The 15,047-nt window shown below is 72.6% G+C and carries 13 protein-coding genes; 6 read left to right on the top strand and 7 right to left on the bottom strand.

The annotated features are described in order from the left end of the window. The first annotated feature begins 56 nt into the window (after positions 1-56). Entirely contained in the window at positions 57-1,676 is a 1,620-nt protein-coding gene (locus O7635_RS18050; RefSeq protein ID WP_278081597.1) for a M28 family peptidase, read from the top strand. Positions 1,677-1,723: 47 nt separating this feature from the next. On the opposite strand, the gene O7635_RS18045 is transcribed toward O7635_RS18050, so the two are convergent. After that, positions 1,724-2,851 (bottom strand): Fic family protein, encoded by a 1,128-nt coding sequence (locus O7635_RS18045; RefSeq protein WP_278081596.1) that lies wholly within the window; start codon positions 2,849-2,851, stop codon positions 1,724-1,726. A gap of 41 nt (positions 2,852-2,892) precedes the next feature. Next, positions 2,893-3,327 (bottom strand): VOC family protein, encoded by a 435-nt coding sequence (locus tag O7635_RS18040; RefSeq protein WP_278081595.1) that lies wholly within the window; start codon positions 3,325-3,327, stop codon positions 2,893-2,895. Between O7635_RS18040 and O7635_RS18035 the strand changes: the two genes are divergently transcribed. Both O7635_RS18035 and dtd read left to right on the top strand, forming a co-directional pair. Further along, positions 3,326-4,786 carry a methyltransferase gene (locus O7635_RS18035; protein WP_278085519.1) on the top strand — a complete coding sequence of 487 codons (1,461 nt, stop codon included), beginning with the start codon at positions 3,326-3,328 and terminating at the stop codon, positions 4,784-4,786. The two genes, O7635_RS18040 and O7635_RS18035, sit on opposite strands and share 2 nt — an antisense overlap. Next, positions 4,783-5,205: a D-aminoacyl-tRNA deacylase gene (gene dtd, locus O7635_RS18030; RefSeq protein ID WP_278081594.1), complete on the top strand. Its 423-nt coding sequence runs from the start codon at positions 4,783-4,785 to the stop codon at positions 5,203-5,205. The genes O7635_RS18035 and dtd overlap by 4 nt, the downstream gene beginning before the upstream one ends. Positions 5,206-5,262: 57 nt before the next feature. On the opposite strand, the gene O7635_RS18025 is transcribed toward dtd, so the two are convergent. Beyond that, positions 5,263-6,051, bottom strand: coding sequence for a sporulation protein (locus tag O7635_RS18025; protein WP_278081593.1), 789 nt, complete (start codon positions 6,049-6,051; stop codon positions 5,263-5,265). Between the two features lie 199 nt (positions 6,052-6,250). Between O7635_RS18025 and sigB the strand changes: the two genes are divergently transcribed. Beyond that, the gene (sigB, locus tag O7635_RS18020) at positions 6,251-7,207 is read left to right on the top strand and encodes an RNA polymerase sigma factor SigB (RefSeq protein ID WP_278081592.1); all 957 of its coding nucleotides are present in this window, start codon (positions 6,251-6,253) and stop codon (positions 7,205-7,207) included. Between the two features lie 49 nt (positions 7,208-7,256). Here sigB and O7635_RS18015 read toward each other — a convergent pair whose 3' ends face one another. Both O7635_RS18015 and O7635_RS18010 read right to left on the bottom strand, forming a co-directional pair. Next, a complete protein-coding gene (locus O7635_RS18015; RefSeq protein WP_278085518.1) occupies positions 7,257-9,734 on the bottom strand; it encodes a GNAT family N-acetyltransferase in 2,478 nt (825 codons plus the stop codon). 153 nt (positions 9,735-9,887) lie between these two features. Further along, positions 9,888-10,982 (bottom strand): XRE family transcriptional regulator, encoded by a 1,095-nt coding sequence (locus tag O7635_RS18010; protein WP_278081591.1) that lies wholly within the window; start codon positions 10,980-10,982, stop codon positions 9,888-9,890. 252 nt (positions 10,983-11,234) lie between these two features. Between O7635_RS18010 and O7635_RS18005 the strand changes: the two genes are divergently transcribed. Next, on the top strand, positions 11,235-12,563 hold the full coding sequence (locus O7635_RS18005; RefSeq protein ID WP_278081590.1) for a vanadium-dependent haloperoxidase: 1,329 nt from the start codon (positions 11,235-11,237) through the stop codon (positions 12,561-12,563). 87 nt (positions 12,564-12,650) lie between these two features. Continuing rightward, the gene (locus O7635_RS18000; protein ID WP_278081589.1) at positions 12,651-13,157 is read left to right on the top strand and encodes a hypothetical protein; all 507 of its coding nucleotides are present in this window, start codon (positions 12,651-12,653) and stop codon (positions 13,155-13,157) included. Positions 13,158-13,329: 172 nt separating this feature from the next. Here O7635_RS18000 and O7635_RS17995 read toward each other — a convergent pair whose 3' ends face one another. Together O7635_RS17995 and O7635_RS17990 are read right to left on the bottom strand one after the other, a co-directional pair. Continuing rightward, positions 13,330-13,860, bottom strand: a complete 531-nt coding sequence (locus O7635_RS17995) for a GNAT family N-acetyltransferase (protein WP_278081587.1) — start codon at positions 13,858-13,860, stop codon at positions 13,330-13,332. Continuing rightward, complete coding sequence (locus O7635_RS17990) at positions 13,860-15,038, bottom strand: acetoin utilization protein AcuC (RefSeq protein WP_278081584.1); 1,179 nt, start codon at positions 15,036-15,038, stop codon at positions 13,860-13,862. The genes O7635_RS17995 and O7635_RS17990 overlap by 1 nt, the downstream gene beginning before the upstream one ends. Positions 15,039-15,047 lie beyond the last annotated feature (9 nt).

Here is a 15,047-nt window from a genome sequence, read left to right as displayed (position 1 = left end):
ACCCGGCACGGGGGCATGGGGGCCGGGTGCGGCGAACGGCGAGGAGAGTGCACATCGTGGTGTTCCGCACCGTCCGCAAAACCCTGGCGGTCATCGGGGCCGCCAGTCTGGTGGGTGCCCTGGCGCTGACGAACCCGGCGCAGGCAGCTTCCAACAACAACTCCGTCCGCAAGCTCACCAAGGCGGTCACGCTGGGTGGCGTGCTCCGGCACGAGATCGCGTTCCAGGCGATCGGCAGCCTCAGCGGGGGCAATCGCGGCTCCGGCCTCGTCGGCTACGACCGCAGCGCCGACTACGTGGCGACCCTGCTGCGGCTGGCCGGCTACGAGGTCACCCGGCAGCCGTTCTCGTTCAACTTCTTCGAGGAGTTCGGCTCGGCCTTCGAGCAGGTCTCCCCGAACCCGACGGTGTACGAGGAGGGCGTCACCTACAGCCTGGCCGACTACTCCGGTTCGGCCGACGTGACGGCCGCGGTCGTACCCGTCGACCTGGCGCTCGACCCGCCGCGGACATCGACGTCGGGCTGCGAGGCCGGCGACTTCGACCCCGCCGTGGTGACCGGCAAGATCGTGCTGCTGCAGCGCGGCGGCACCAACTGCTCCTTCGGCCTGAAGGTGGCCAACGCCCAGGCGGCCGGCGCCGTGGCGGCCATCCTGATGAACCAGGGCAACGGCACGCCGGAGGCCAACCCGGACCGCTACAACCTGCTGCTGCCCACGCTCGGCGCACCCGCCGCGATCCCGGCCGTCGGCGTGTCCTACGCGACCGGCGAGGCGCTCGCCAACACGCCGGGTCTCACCGTCCGGATCATGGCCGACACCACGTCGGAGGTACGCCAGACGGAGAACGTGATCGCCGAGTCCCGTGGCGGCGACGCGACCGACGTCGTGATGGCCGGCGCCCACCTCGACTCCGAGCCGGACACCGTCGGCATCAACGACAACGGCAGCGGCTCCGCGGCGCTGCTCGAGGTCGCGCTGCAGATGGCGAGGACGAAGACGCCCAACAAGACCAGGTTCGCCTGGTGGGGCGCCGAGGAGTCCAACCTGGTCGGTTCGACGTACTACGTGGGGCAGTTGACGCCCGCGCAGCGTTCCGACATCGCGCTCTACCTCAACTTCGACATGATCGCGTCGCCCAACTACATCCTCGGGGTGTACGACGGCGACGACTCGGCCGGCCAGGGCTCGCCGGCCGGCCCGCCCGGCTCGGCCGAGATCGAAGCGGTCTTCCAGGACTTCTTCGCCGACCGCGGCCTGCCCACGAGGGCGGCCGACTTCACCGGCCGTTCCGACTACGGCCCGTTCATCGCGGCCGGCGTCGGCATCCCGGCCGGCGGCCTGTTCACCGGCGCCGAGGTCCTGAAGACGGCGGAAGACGTCGCCGACTACGGCGGCGTCGAGGGCGAGCAGTACGACCCGTGCTACCACGACCCCTGCGACAGCCTGTTCCCGGTCCGCAACGGCGCGGACGCGGCCCTCTACGCCGAGCTGGACCGCCAGTACGACATGCTCGGCAACCTCAACCTCGAGGCCCTGGACGTGAACTCCGACGCCATGGCGACGGCCATCCTCACGTTCGCCCTCGACACGTCAGCCCTGCCCGAACGCCCGACCACGGCCGCCGCCCGCAGCAGCGCGGGCCCGGCCTACGTCGGCAAGGAAGGCTCGATCTAGCGCGTTCGATCACCGAGGGCCTCTCCCGCCTCGTGCGGGAGGGGCCCTCAGCGTCCGTACGGCTCGCGCGCCGGCGCGGTCAGCCCGGCGGCCACCTGATCCGCGATCTCCCGGGCGGGGCCGGCGGCCACGTAGGCCAGCGTCGCGCCGTATCCGACCGCGGTCAGCAACCCGGCCCGTTCGAGGGCCCGCACGTCGCGCACGGACTGATCGCGGGACAATCCCTCCGCGCCGGCGTAGATCTCCCGCCGCAGATGGTCGGTCGCGGCGGCGTAGAGAGCGGCGACCGTTCTGGCGTGGAACCCGCTTCCGGCCACGAGTTCGGCGAGCGCCGCCCAGACCTCCTGCCCGTAGCGCAGCCGCCGGTCGACGATCTGAGCCTGCAGATGGTGCGCCCGGAGACAGAACCGGACCCAGCTGTGCACGTCGGTCGCGGGCTCGTAGGTGCCGCCGGTCTCCTGCAGCGCCCGGTAGTAGTCGACCGTGTTGAGCTCGAAACCGAGCCACTCCTCGATGGAGCAGAACTCGGGCGCGAGCCGGCCACCACGCGCGATGACCATGGTCTGCAGGCACCGCGACATGCGGCCGTTGCCGTCCCGCCACGGATGCACCCGCACGAGGTTGAGATGCGCCATCGCCGCGCGCACGAGGAGATGGGCGGCCAGGTCACCGGCGTTGAGCCAGTCGACCAGCTCGGACATCAAACCGGGTATGCGGTCGGCGTCGGGACCCACATAGGCCGGCACCAGCGGGTCGGCGCCGGTCACGACGATGCCCCGGGTGCGGTAGCGGCCCGGGGCCCGCTCCGGCCAGAACCGCATCATCATGAAGTGCAGGGCCGACAGGGCCGTCTCGCTGTAGGCGAAGGACGCCATGTCCGCGGTCTGGGTGACCCAGGTCAGGGCGTCCCGGTAGCCACGGACCGCTTCCCGGGCCTCCTCCGGCACGTCGGCCGGGACCGCGACGTGGTCGACGATCGCCGTCGCCGCGGTGGGGGAAACCGTGTAGCCCTCGATCGTGTTGGAACCGCGGATGGCGCTGGCGAACAGGCGTTTACGGACGCCACCGACCCACTCGCCGGCCCGACCGAACTGTAAGAACGCGGCATGGAGTGACTCGATCTCGCCCAACACTCGATTGTCGTCGCCGTCGAGCGCCGGCACGGCGTACAACATGCGTCGATGCTACGAGGATCGTGGCATCGACGCGCTTGGGTTCAGTCGCGCCGCCAGGGGTGGTGGATCAGGCAGAACTCGTTGCCTTCCGGGTCGGTGAGGACCGTGAAGCCCTCGTCGCCGGTTTGGCCCACGTCGGCTCGGGTGGCGCCCAGGGCCAACAGGCGGGTGACCTCCGCCGCCACGTCTCCGGTGGGGGCGTGCAGGTCCGGGTGGGCGCGGTTCTTGTCCCGCTTCGCGCCCGCGCCCGGTTGCAGCCACACCGTCAGCGACCCAGCCGGCGCGTCGGCCGGCGGGCGGAGGTGTTGGCCGTCGGCGTCGATCTCGTAGCCCAGCGCGGCCGACCAGAAGGCCGCCATCCGGGCCGGGTCGCGGACGTCCAGGGTCCACTGCGTGAAACGGCTGACCATGCGGCAACCCTGCCACCGCGCGGTCATGATCACCCGCCATGGCAGGATGCCGTACGTGTCCGACATGCTCCTGTCTCCTGATGGCGTCGCCCGGCTGAAGGACGCGCTCGGCGCCGCCGGCTTCACCTCCGCCGGCATCGCCGCGCGGCTGGGGCCCGCCGCCACCGCGGCCGTGGCCCGCAACGACTTCCGGGCCGCGCTGCGGATCACCGAGGACCGGGATCCACTGTCGACGCTGATCCGGCTGTTCGTCTGCGGCCAGACCGAGGAGGTCGAGGCGGTCGCGGCCGCGCTGGCGCCCGTCGACTTCGCCGAGGCGTTCGACGCCGGGCTGGTCGAGGCGGCGCCGGGCGGCGGGGTGCGGCAGGGCGTCGACCTCGAGCCGTACGGCGATGCCTGGTGGGTCCTCTCCGACGTCCCCTCGTCGGCCCGGCCCGGGCAGCCGTTGCGCGCCGACCATGTGCTCGGCATCGGCGGCGCCTCGTCGACCGTCGTCGGCGCCGCGATCCGCCGGCCGGTCGGCACCGCGCTCGACCTCGGCACCGGCTGCGGCGTGCAGGCGCTGCACCTGGCCACCCACGCCGGCGCCGTCACCGCGACCGACCTGTCCGAGCGCGCCCTGCGGTTCGCGGCGACCACCGCCGCCCTCAGCGGCCAGCAGTGGGAGATGCTCCGCGGCGACCTGGTCGAGCCGGTCCAGGGCCGGCGGTTCGACCTCGTGGTCAGCAACCCGCCGTTCGTGATCGGGCCCGGCACGACCACGCACACCTACCGCGACTCGGGCCGCCCCGGCGACGCGGTCTGCGCGGAGCTCGCGGCCGCCGCGCCCGGGTTGCTCACCGAGGGCGGCGTGATGCAGTTCCTGGCCAACTGGGAGCACGTCGCCGGCGAGGACTGGGGCGAGCGGGTCGCGGGCTGGTTCGCCGGCACCGGCCTCGACGCCTGGGTCATCCAGCGCGAGGTCGCCGACCCCATGACGTACGTCGGTCTGTGGCTGGCCGACGCCAACGAGGACGGCGACCCGGCCCGCGCGGCCGCGTGGCTCGACTGGTTCGACGCCAACGACGTCGCGGCGATCGGCTTCGGCCTGGTCACCGTGCGCCGGGGCGGGCACGCCGACCCGGTGGTCCGCGTCGAGGACCTGCGCCAGCAGACCCAACAGCCGCTCGGCGACCAGATCGCGGCGTGGCTCGACCGCCAGGACTTCGTGCGCGACGCCGACCTGCTCGGCAGCCGCTACCGCACGGCACCGGGCCTGCAGCTCCAGCAGGAGGCGACGCTCGGTGCCGAGGGGTGGGCCGTCGACCGCCAGGTGCTGGTGATGCCGGAGGGACTGCGCTGGAGCGAGGAGGTCGACCCGCTGGTGCTGGCCCTGGTCAGCGGGGCCGACGGGCAGGTGCCGCTGCGCGACCAGATCTCCCTGCTGGCCGCCGCCCACGAGGTGGCCGAGGACGACCTGGCCGAGGCCGCCGGGCCGATCGTGGCTCACCTGGTCGAGCGCGGGATCGTGGAGCCGGTGGCGTGAGGGCGCTGGTCCAGACGGTCTCCCGCGCCTCCGTGACGGTCGACGGCGCGGTCGTCGGCGCGATCGAGGACGGGCTCCTGGTGCTGCTCGGCGTCACGCACAGCGACGACGCGGCGCTCGCCGACACGCTCGCCCGCAAGGTCTGGGAGCTGCGCATCCTCGACGACGAGAAGTCGGCCGGCGACCTCGGCGCGCCCGTGCTGGTGGTCAGCCAGTTCACGTTGTACGCGGACGCGCGCAAAGGGCGCCGGCCGAGCTGGTCCGCGGCGGCCCCGGCCGAGGTGGCCGAGCCGCTGGTGACCGCGTTCGCCGACGCCCTGCGCAGCCGGGGCGCGCACGTCGAGACCGGGCGGTTCCGGGCCCACATGCTCGTCGAGAGCGTCAACGTGGGCCCGCGCACCGTCCTGCTGGAGCTGTGAGAAAGGAACGGTCCGTTGTTAACGCTATGCGTTAACAACGGACCGTTCCTTTCACTACTAGAAGAACAGCCCCCGCTTGCGGAGGGACTGCTCGAGCCAGCCGTGCAGCTGGGCGGCCCAGTCGGTCCGCTCCGCGGAGGCGTAGTCGACCGTGAACCGGCCGAAGGTGTCGTGGCCCTCGGTGAACAGGCCGCCGCGCTTGTCGAGCTCGAGCACCACCTGCAGGTGCTGCGGCGTGGCCACGAACGTCAGCTCGAGCTGGTTGATCGCGCGGGCGAACTGCGGCGACGGGTAGAACTCGATCTCCTGGTAGAACGGCAGGCTCTGCTGCACGCCGTAGATGCGGCCGCTCTCCACGTCGGCGCGGGCGAACCGGAAGCCGAGCCGGTTGAGGCCCTCGAGGATGCGCTCCTGGGCCGGCAGCGGATGCACGGCCACGGCGTCCAGGTCACCCTTGTCGACGGCGCGGGCCACCTCGAGCTCGGTCCGCAGGGCCATCGTCATGCCGTGCAGGTGCTGCCCGTACACCTCGGTGATCGGGGTCTCCCAGGGCACCTCGAAGCGGAACGGGATGTCGTAGCGCTGCCCGCCCTCGAGCCGGAAGGCGCCGGTGGCGCGCTGGCGGTGGAACTCGGTGGTCGAGTCGTACTCGGCGTCGCCGCTCTCCACCTCGACCCGGGTGACCATGCCGAGGGCCACGTACTCGATGTCGACCGGGTGGTCGCCGCCGACGACGTGGATCTGGCCCTCGAGGTAGCCGCCCGGGCGGCAGTTGGGGTTGCTGAGCACCGTCTCGACGGACGGGCCGCCGACACCCAACGCCTGCATCATTCGCTTGAAGACCACCGACGTGCCTTTCTGCTGTGAAGTTGCGAGCAGACTAGCGGTGCGGCGCAATGATCCAGTCAACAAAACCGACAAGCCGGGCAAACGCCCTCCCGGATTCATGCCACCCGCCCAATCTCCTCACTCCCGCTTCACGCCCATTGCGAGAAGCTCTTCGCACGGCACCACGGAGGGTTGCCGGGAAGCGGGGTAGCTGGAAATGAACGACTACGACCAGATCGACCTGGACGCCACCGATGAACGGGGCGTCTCCGCCGACCTCGTCCGCGCGTACCTCAACGGCATCGGCCGCACGAAGCTGCTGACGGCCGTCGAGGAGGTCGACCTGGCGCGGCGGATCGAAGCCGGGTTGTTCGCCGAGGAGAAGCTCGCCACGGCGGACATCCCCCACGGGCTGCGGGCCGACCTGGAGATCGTCGCCCAGGAGGGGCGCGCCGCCAAGGACCGCCTCCTCGAGGCCAACCTGCGGCTCGTGGTCAGCATCGCGAAGCGCTACACCGGGCGGGGCATGGCCTTCCTCGACCTCATCCAGGAGGGCAACCTCGGCCTCATCCGCGCGGTCGAGAAGTTCGACTACGCCAAGGGCTACAAGTTCTCGACGTACGCGACGTGGTGGATCCGCCAGGCGATCACCCGCGCGATGGCCGACCAGTCCCGGACGATCCGCATCCCGGTGCACATGGTCGAGCAGGTCAACCGCATGGTCCGGGCCCGTCGCGACCTGGCGGTGTCGCTGGGCCGGGAGCCCACGGTGGCCGAGGTCGCGGTCGCGCTGGAGATGCAGGAGTTCCAGGTCATCGAGCTGATCTCTTACGACCGCGAGCCGGTCAGCCTCGACCAGGCCGTCGGCGAGGACGGCGAGAGCGCCCTCGGTGACTTCGTGGTCGGCGTCGACGCCCGTCAGGAGCCGGGCGACGAGGTCTCGCAGGGCATGCTCCGCAACGAGGTCGAGATCGTGCTGTCGACGCTGTCGCAGCGCGAGCAGGCCGTCATCCGGCTGCGGTTCGGCCTCGACGACGGCCGCCAGCGCACCCTCGACGAGGTCGGGCGCGAGTTCGGCCTGTCGCGCGAGCGGATCCGCCAGATCGAGAAGGTCACGCTGCTCAAGCTGCGCCACCCCTCCCGGGCCCAGCGTCTCGAGGCGTACGCCTCCTGACCGTCGCCTTTCCGGAAGCCCCTCGCCGCCGTGGTGGGGGGCTTCCGGCTCAGATGTGGCGCGGTCCCGTGTCGGGGCGGACGCCCGGGTCACCGAAGATCATGGTGGCGTGCAGGACCGACAGGCCGTCGGGGCGGGCCAGCACCGGGTGCAGCGCGAGCGACCGCACCCGCGGCTGCTCGTCGGCCAGCCGCCCGACCCGCAGCAGCAGGTCGACCAGCGCGTCCCGGTCGACCGGCGCGGCGCCCCGGTAGCCCCGCAGCAAAGGCGCCGCCCTGGGCTCGTCGACCAGGGCCGCGGCGGCCCGGTCGCTGAGCGGGGCGGCCCGCCACGCCCGGTCGCCGAGCAGCTCGGTGGCCACCCCGCCCAGGCCGAAGCCGACGATCGGGCCGAACGCCGGGTCCTCCATCATCTCCACGACGCAGGCCACCCCGGCCGGGACCATCGGCTGCACCAGCACCTGCGGGCCGAACGCCTCGGCCAGCTCCCGGTAGGCGACCCGGACCGCCTCCGGGTCGCGCAGGTCGAGGCGGACGGCGCCGAGGTCGATCCGGTGCCGCAGCTCCAGACCGGCGGCCTTGAGCGCGGTCGGCAGGCCGAACCGGGTCGCCGCCTCGACCGCTTCCGGCGCCGAGTCGACGAGGGCGTCGGGAACGAGCCGGATCCCGTACGCCGCCAGCAGCGCCTCGCGGTCGTCCTGCGCCGCCGCCCGCGCCGCCGCCTCGATGTCCACTCCGGACAGCGGCGGGATGGTGCCGGACGGCTGCCGCCGCCATTGCGCGTAGGCAGCGACCCGGCCCAGCGCCCGCGCCGCCTCCTCGACCGACGGGTAGGCGGGGATGCCGGCCGGCACCCGCTCCACAAGGGACGTCACCACCACCGGCTTGTCACCGGCCAGGGCGACGCTGGCGATCGTGGCCGCGAAGTCCGCGTCCTCGTCGACGAGCTGGCCCGGCAGCGGGGGCGCCAGCACCACGGCGAGCGCGTCGACGTCCGGCGAGACCGCGGCCTCGGCGAGCCGGTCCCCGAACTCGTGCGCGCCGGCGACCGGGCCGACGTCGCGCGGATAGCCGTCGGCGACCCGCAGGCCGCTGGCCTGGCAGGCCCGGGCGGCCAGCGTGGTCAGCGCGGGCGAGTTGCCGACGATGCCGACCCTCCGCCCGCCCGGCAACGGCTGCGTGGCCAGCAGCGCGCCGACGTCGAACAGCTCGCCGACCGTGTCGACCCGGATCACGCCGGACCGGGCGAACAGGGCGCCCACGGCCGCGGGGTCGGGGCCGCGCTCGGTGGCGCCGGGCGGGCGCGCGGGCGAGGCGACCGCGACGATCGGCTTGTCGCGCCCGATCCCCCGGGCCAGCCGGGCGAACTTGCGCGGGTTGCCGAACGACTCCAGGTACAACAGGATCACGTCGGTGCCGGGGTCGTCCCGCCAGTATTGCAGCAGGTCGTTGCCGGAGACGTCCGCCCGGTTGCCGGCCGAGACGAAGGTCGACAGGCCCAGCCCGCGCCGGTCGGCCTCGGCCAGCAGGGCGACGCCCAGCGCGCCGGACTGGCTGAAGAACCCGATCCGGCCCGGGGCCGGCAGGTGCGGCGCCAGCGTCGCGTTGAGCCGCACGGCCGGGTCGGTGTTGGCGATGCCGAGGCAGTTCGGTCCGACGACCCGCATCCCGCCGGCATGCGCGCGCCGGATCAGGTCGTCCTGGGCGGCCGTCTCCCCCACCTCGGCGAACCCGGCACTGACCACGACCAGTGCGTGCAGGCCGGCCCGGGTCGCGTCGTCGACGACGGCCTCGATGCTCTCGGGCGGCACGGCCACGACGCCGAGGTCCAGCGGCACACCGGCGTCGGCGGCCCGGGCCACGGCGGCGAGCCCGCCGACTCTTTTCGCGCTCGGGTGGACCGGGACCACCGGCCCGGCGAACCCGCCGTCGCGCAGGTGCCCGAGCACGGCCGCGCCGACGCCGTGCCCGCTGGCGCTCGCGCCGTAGACGGCGACACCCCGCGGGGCGAGCAGCCGGGCGATCGACCGCGCCTCGGTGCGGTGCTCGCGCCGCCACTGCACCTCCAGCGACGACTCCGTCGGGGCGATCGGGAACGCGAGGTGCACGACGCCGTCGGCGTAGCGGCGCTCGACCTCGTAGCCGAAGTCGGCGAACACCCGCAGCATCTTCGCGTTGGCCGGCAGCACCTCGGCGACGAACCGGGTGATGCCGGCGTCCCGGGCGGCCGCCGCCAGGTATTCCATGAGCAGCGGCCCGATCCCCCGGCCCTGGTAGGCGTCCTCGACCACGAACGCCACCTCGGCGTCACCGGCATCGGGCCCGAGCCGGTCGTAGCGACCGATCGCCGCGATCCGGCCGCCGATCTCGACGACGAACGCCTCACGGTCGCGGTGGTCCACGTTGACGAAACGCTGCAGGTCGCGTTCGGGAATCCGCGGGTACGGCGAGAAGTAGCGCAGGTAGCGGGTCCGCTCCGAGAAACGCGAATGCGCGTCCACCACGCCGGGCGCGTCCGTCGGCCGCATCTGTCGCACGTGGACAGTGGTGCCGTCGCTCAGCAGGACGTCCGCCGATCGCTCGGTGGCACGCTGGGACACGTTCGCTCACCTCTGTTCCACCTTAGGCCCGCTCGACGCCCGACGCCCGCGGGTCCGGGCCCTACGGCAGGTGGACGCACGTCATGCGGCCTGGCCCTGGCGGTGCGCGCCGCCCAACGGGACCGCCGGGTCGGGGTGGGAGCTGGCCGCGAGCGTGGCGACGTAGGCGGAGATGGGCCAGTCGGGTCGATCGGCCAGGTTGGCCGCCGCGGTCCGCAGCGCCATCGGCAGGTAGCCGCACAGCCGGGCCAGCTCGAAGATGGCCTCCGGCTCCTGCACACCCCGCCGGTCCTGCAGCATCAGCGCGATGAGGTCGACCGCGTCGGGCGGGTCGAGGGGCCGCACCGTGATCCGCGTGCCGTCCTCCCGGGCGACCAGCCCGGACAGCCGGTCCCGGCTGGTGACCACGGTGGCACACGACGGTCCGCTGGTGAGCAACGGACGCACGTGATCGGCGTCGCGCACGTTGTCGAGCAGCACCAGCAGGCGCCGCGAGTAGGTGAGGGAGCGGAAGAGACTGCCCTGCGCCGCGACCCCTGCCGGCTGGGTGGCCCGCGGCACGCCGAGCGTCTCGAGGAACATCGGCAGCACCTCGTCGACCGTCACCATCTGGGCGGGCGTCGCGCAGCAGAAGTCGGCGTAGAGCTGACCGTCCGGATAGTTGCGGGCGACCCGGTGGCCGAAGTCGACGGCGAGCGCGGTCTTGCCGACGCCGGCCGCGCCGACCAACATGACCAGCATCGACCGGTTGGCGCGCGCCGCGTGCTGGCGCTGCAGCACGCCGAGGCGGTCCACCAGCTGATCCCGGCCGATCAGCGCAGTCGGCCCGCGCGGCAGCTGTCTCGGCAGCGTCGTCCCCAGCGGTTCCCGGCCGGCCACGGCGGCCGCATCGACACGCTCCTGGACCCGCCGCCAGCCGGACTCCCATCGAGCGAGGTCACCGGCGTCCCCGCCGCACGCCCGCACGACGACCTGGATGACCTCGAGCCTCGGCAGGCGGGCCCGCCGTGCGCTCAGCGCGTCGGCCAGAGTGCTGCGCGGGACTCCGGTGCGCCGGCCCAGCTCGCCGAAGGACGGATCCCCTGCCCACTTCTTGAGCTGTCGCAGGCACGCGCCGAACTCGTCGACCGTGCTGGCGGACAGCGGGTTGGGCGGATCAGTCCGCCGCCCCCGCATTAACGCATCGCTCCCCGTCACGCACCCTCCCCCAGGGCCGCACAGCGCGTGGCACGAACGTAACCGTACGCGGCCGGCATCGATAGATCGCGCGCTATTCCTGCGGATCTACGCAATGGGGCCATCCGCGTACATCCGGGTTTGTCCGGACGCATAGCCGGACGGGTTCACGCCTCGGGACGATCTCCCGGACATCAATGTCATCACCCGGGGGTGAACATGCGCACCTCGATCCGTCGATGGATTGGCCTGGTGCTCGCGAGCGCGCTGACCTCGACCGGCCTGGCTGTGGCAAGCCCACAGCCCGCCTCGGCCGCGGCCAGCACGGCGACCGTCTCGACCGTCTACTACTGGAACAACGTCCTGCTGGAGCTCTTCCGGCGCCAGGGCGGCGGCCCCGTGCCGCTGGCCCGCGCTGCGGCGATCATGAACGGGGGGATCTTCGACACGCTCAACTCGGCCAACTGGAGTCGGCAGAACCTGGTCGGGACCGGCTTCGACCGGGCGTTCGCGCTGCTGGTCTTCGACCCCAACACCGACGACAACCTGGCCGCCGGTATCGCGGCGCGTGAGCTGCTCAAGTTCACGTTCCCGAGCCAACAGGCGTACATCCAGCAGCAGTACACGGCGCGGCACGGCACCGCCAGCCAGCAGGCCGCGACGAACGCGGCGAACCAGGTGATCAACAGCGTCAAGGCGGCACGCGCCAACGACGGATCCAACGCCCCACCGACGTACACCTTCGACAATGTGCCGGGCGCCTGGCGGCTGACGCCGAACCCGGACTGCACGGCGCCGATCGACCCCAACCTCGGCCGGATGAAGCCGTTCGTGATGAGCTCGGGGTCGCAGTTCCGCCGGCCGCTGCCAGCCGGCGCCACCAACTACGCGCAGCTGCTGGCCAGCAGCACCTACACCACGGTGTTCAACGAGGTGAAGTCGCTGGGCCGGGTCAACTCCACCACCCGCACGGCGACGCAGACCCAGATCGCGCACTTCTGGGCCAACGACGTCAACGGCACCTACAAGCCACCGGGGCAGCTGCTCGACCACACGCGCATCGTCGCGCAGACGCGGATCACGAACCCGTTGCGACTGTCCCGGCTTTACGCGCTGCTCTCGTTCGCCATGGCCGACGCGGGCATCGCGGCTCGCGACTCCAAGTTCCTGACGCCCGTGGACCTTTGGCGACCCGTCACCGCGATCCAACTGGCGTCGACCGACGGGAACCCCAACACCGCGCCCGACTCGACCTGGCTTCCGCTCGGACCCTCGCCGTGCTTCCCGGCCTGGATCTCCGGCCACGCCACGTTCGCCGGCGCATGGGCCCGGGTGATGATCGGCGAGTTCGGTGACGCCGTCACCTACACCGGCACCACCGAGGATCCCAACGCGGGGGGCGTGACGCGCACGTTCACCAGCTTCACCGCGGCGGCGACCGAGAACGCCCGCAGCCGCATCTACCTCGGTGTGCACTACCAGTTCGACGCCGACGACGGCCGGGCGACGGGCAACGACGTGGGCACCCTGACCAACACCCGGATCCGGGCGATGACCTGCATCCCCAACCCCTGCTACTGATCCGCTCCGCCGATCGGGGGCCGGCCGTGGGCCGGCCCCCGATCGGCGTTCGGTTATTACAAGGCGCTTAACGCGGCCAGCTCCAAAATGCACAGCCGCATCCATGGACGTCTACTGGACAACATGGATGCGAAGAAGCGCACAACACGGGTGGCGATCGTGTGCGCCGCCCCCATCGCGATCGCACTGATGAGCACCGGGACGGCATATGCCGCCAGCCCGCCCGGGGTTCCCGAAGCGGAGCGGCTCTCCAACGGCACCTACGAGGCGAACCAGTTCTGCGACGCCGGTCGCCCGCTCGTGACCAGTTCGAGCCCCGTGCTCTCGGCCAGTCCCACCACGCCCCAGGGCGCGACCCATCCGCCGTTCGCGCCGTATCCGGGCCTGTCCGGCACCTTCGAGGTGGCCACCGCGGCCGGCAACAGGGTGGTCCGGGCCAGCACGCCGATCCTCAACGGCCGCGTGTTCGTCTTCCAGGTGCCAGCCGGGAAGATCACGAGTGGCGACTACCGCTTTCGGGTCCGGGCGCAGAACTCCAGCACCGCCTCGGCCTGGACCCCTTGGTGCTCCTTCACGGTGTCGTCGCCACGCTGACCGCCGTCGCGCACTCCCGTGCCGGCTCGACCGCTGTCGGGCGGCCGGGCCGGCGACCGGCGCGCGCTCACGACAGCAGAGCTCGGCCGGCCCGGATGGGTCCGGACGGACCCGGACGGCTTCGAAGTCGGTACGGACGAGCCGCATCCGGCCCGGACGGTTGATTCCCGGGTCACGGTTCGAGCGGCTTGCGCATCTTGATCAAGGGGACCGGCGCGCCCCCGGTGGCGTCGGTGAAGCGGTGGACGGGCGTGAAGCCGGCGGCGGTGTAGAGCGGCTCGCCGGCCAGCGTCGCGACCAGCTCCAGGCTGGTGAAGCCCTCCGCCCGGGCCGCCTCCTCGCAGCGGCTCAACACCAGGCGGCCGACACCGCGCCGGGCGTACGCCGGATCGGTGTACATGGCCCGGATCCGCGCCGGTTCGGTGGCCGGGTCCAGCAGCTTGTCGTCGCGGCCCGTCGAGTGGTCGCCGCCGTAGACGGTCGCGCGCCGGCTCCAGCCGCCGCAGCCGGCGAGCGTCCTGTCCGTCGTCTCGACGACGAAATAGGTCCCGTCGTCGATCAGCCGGGTGTCGACGCCCATGATCGCGCGGCTGGACTCGATCTGCTGCGGGTCGAGGTAGCCCTGCTGGAGGGCCTCGATCGCGGCGGTGACGACGGTCGCGACCGCGGGCAGGTCCGCCCGCGTGGCCGGCCGGATCAGCATCAGTCGCGCGGGTCGAGCGGGTCGAGGCCGAGCAGCGGGAAGACGGCCGTCCGGGTCTGGGTGACCGCGCGGTCGACGGCGTCGTCGCTCGTCGGCTGCCAGGGTTCGAAGCGCACGTCGCTGTCGTCGGTCAGCCGCAGCGGGACCTCGCGCCCGGGGGCCCGGCGGGCGGCGAGCTCGCGCCAGCCGGGCGGGGTGGGGAGCAGCGGGTCGAGCGGGTCGCCGGTGGCGGTGGCCAGCAGGTGGGTCCAGGTGCGCGGGACGACCTCGACGAGGGCGTAGCCACCGCCGCCCGTCGCCACCCACCGGCCCGCGCACAGCTCCTCGGCCAGGTCACGCATCGCGATGTGGGCGGCCCGCTGACCGTCGACGGAGAGCCGCAGGTCGGCCAGGGGGTCGAGGCGGTGGCTGTCGGCGCCGCACTGGCTGAACAGCAGTTGCGGGCGGAACGCGCGCAGCACGCTGGGCACCACGGCGTGGAAGGCGCGCAGCCAGCCGCGGTCGCCCGTACCCGGTGGCAGTGCGACGTTGACCGCGCTGCCCTCGGCGCCCTCGCCGCCGGTCTCGTCCGGGAAGCCGGTGCCGGGGAAGAGGGTGAGCGGCGACTCGTGCAGCGAGACGGTGAGCACGCGCGGGTCGTCCCAGAAGATGGCCTGGACGCCGTCGCCGTGGTGGACGTCGATGTCGACGTAGGCGATCCGCTCGGCGCCCTGGTCGAGCAGGCGCGCGATGGCCACCGCCGGGTCGTTGTAGACGCAGAACCCGGACGCCCGCCCCGGCATCGCGTGGTGCAGGCCGCCGGCGACGTTGACGGCGTGGCGGGCGTCGCCGCGCCAGACCGCCTCGGCGGCCGCCATGGTGGCCCCGGCGACCAGGGCCGACGCGTCGTGCATGTGGTCGAAGACCGGGTTGTCGGGCGTGCCGAAGCCGTACCCCCGGAAGAACGGGTCGTGGGGCGCGGCCTTGACGGCGTCGAGGTAGTCGGCGCGGTGCACGCGGGCCAGCGCGGCGTCGTCGGCCGGGGTCGGCTTGACGACGCGGACGCCGGCGCGGTCGAGGATGCCCAGGTCACGGGCGAGCGCCATGGTCAGCTCGACCCGGACCGGGTTCAACGGATGATCACCCAGGTCGTAGCCGAGCAGGTCCTCGTCCCACACCACCACCGCACCGTCGGACATGGCGCCATG

The organism is Asanoa sp. WMMD1127, assembly GCF_029626225.1.
Lineage (GTDB): Bacteria > Actinomycetota > Actinomycetes > Mycobacteriales > Micromonosporaceae > Asanoa.
This window is presented reverse-complemented; position numbering and strand designations above follow the sequence as displayed.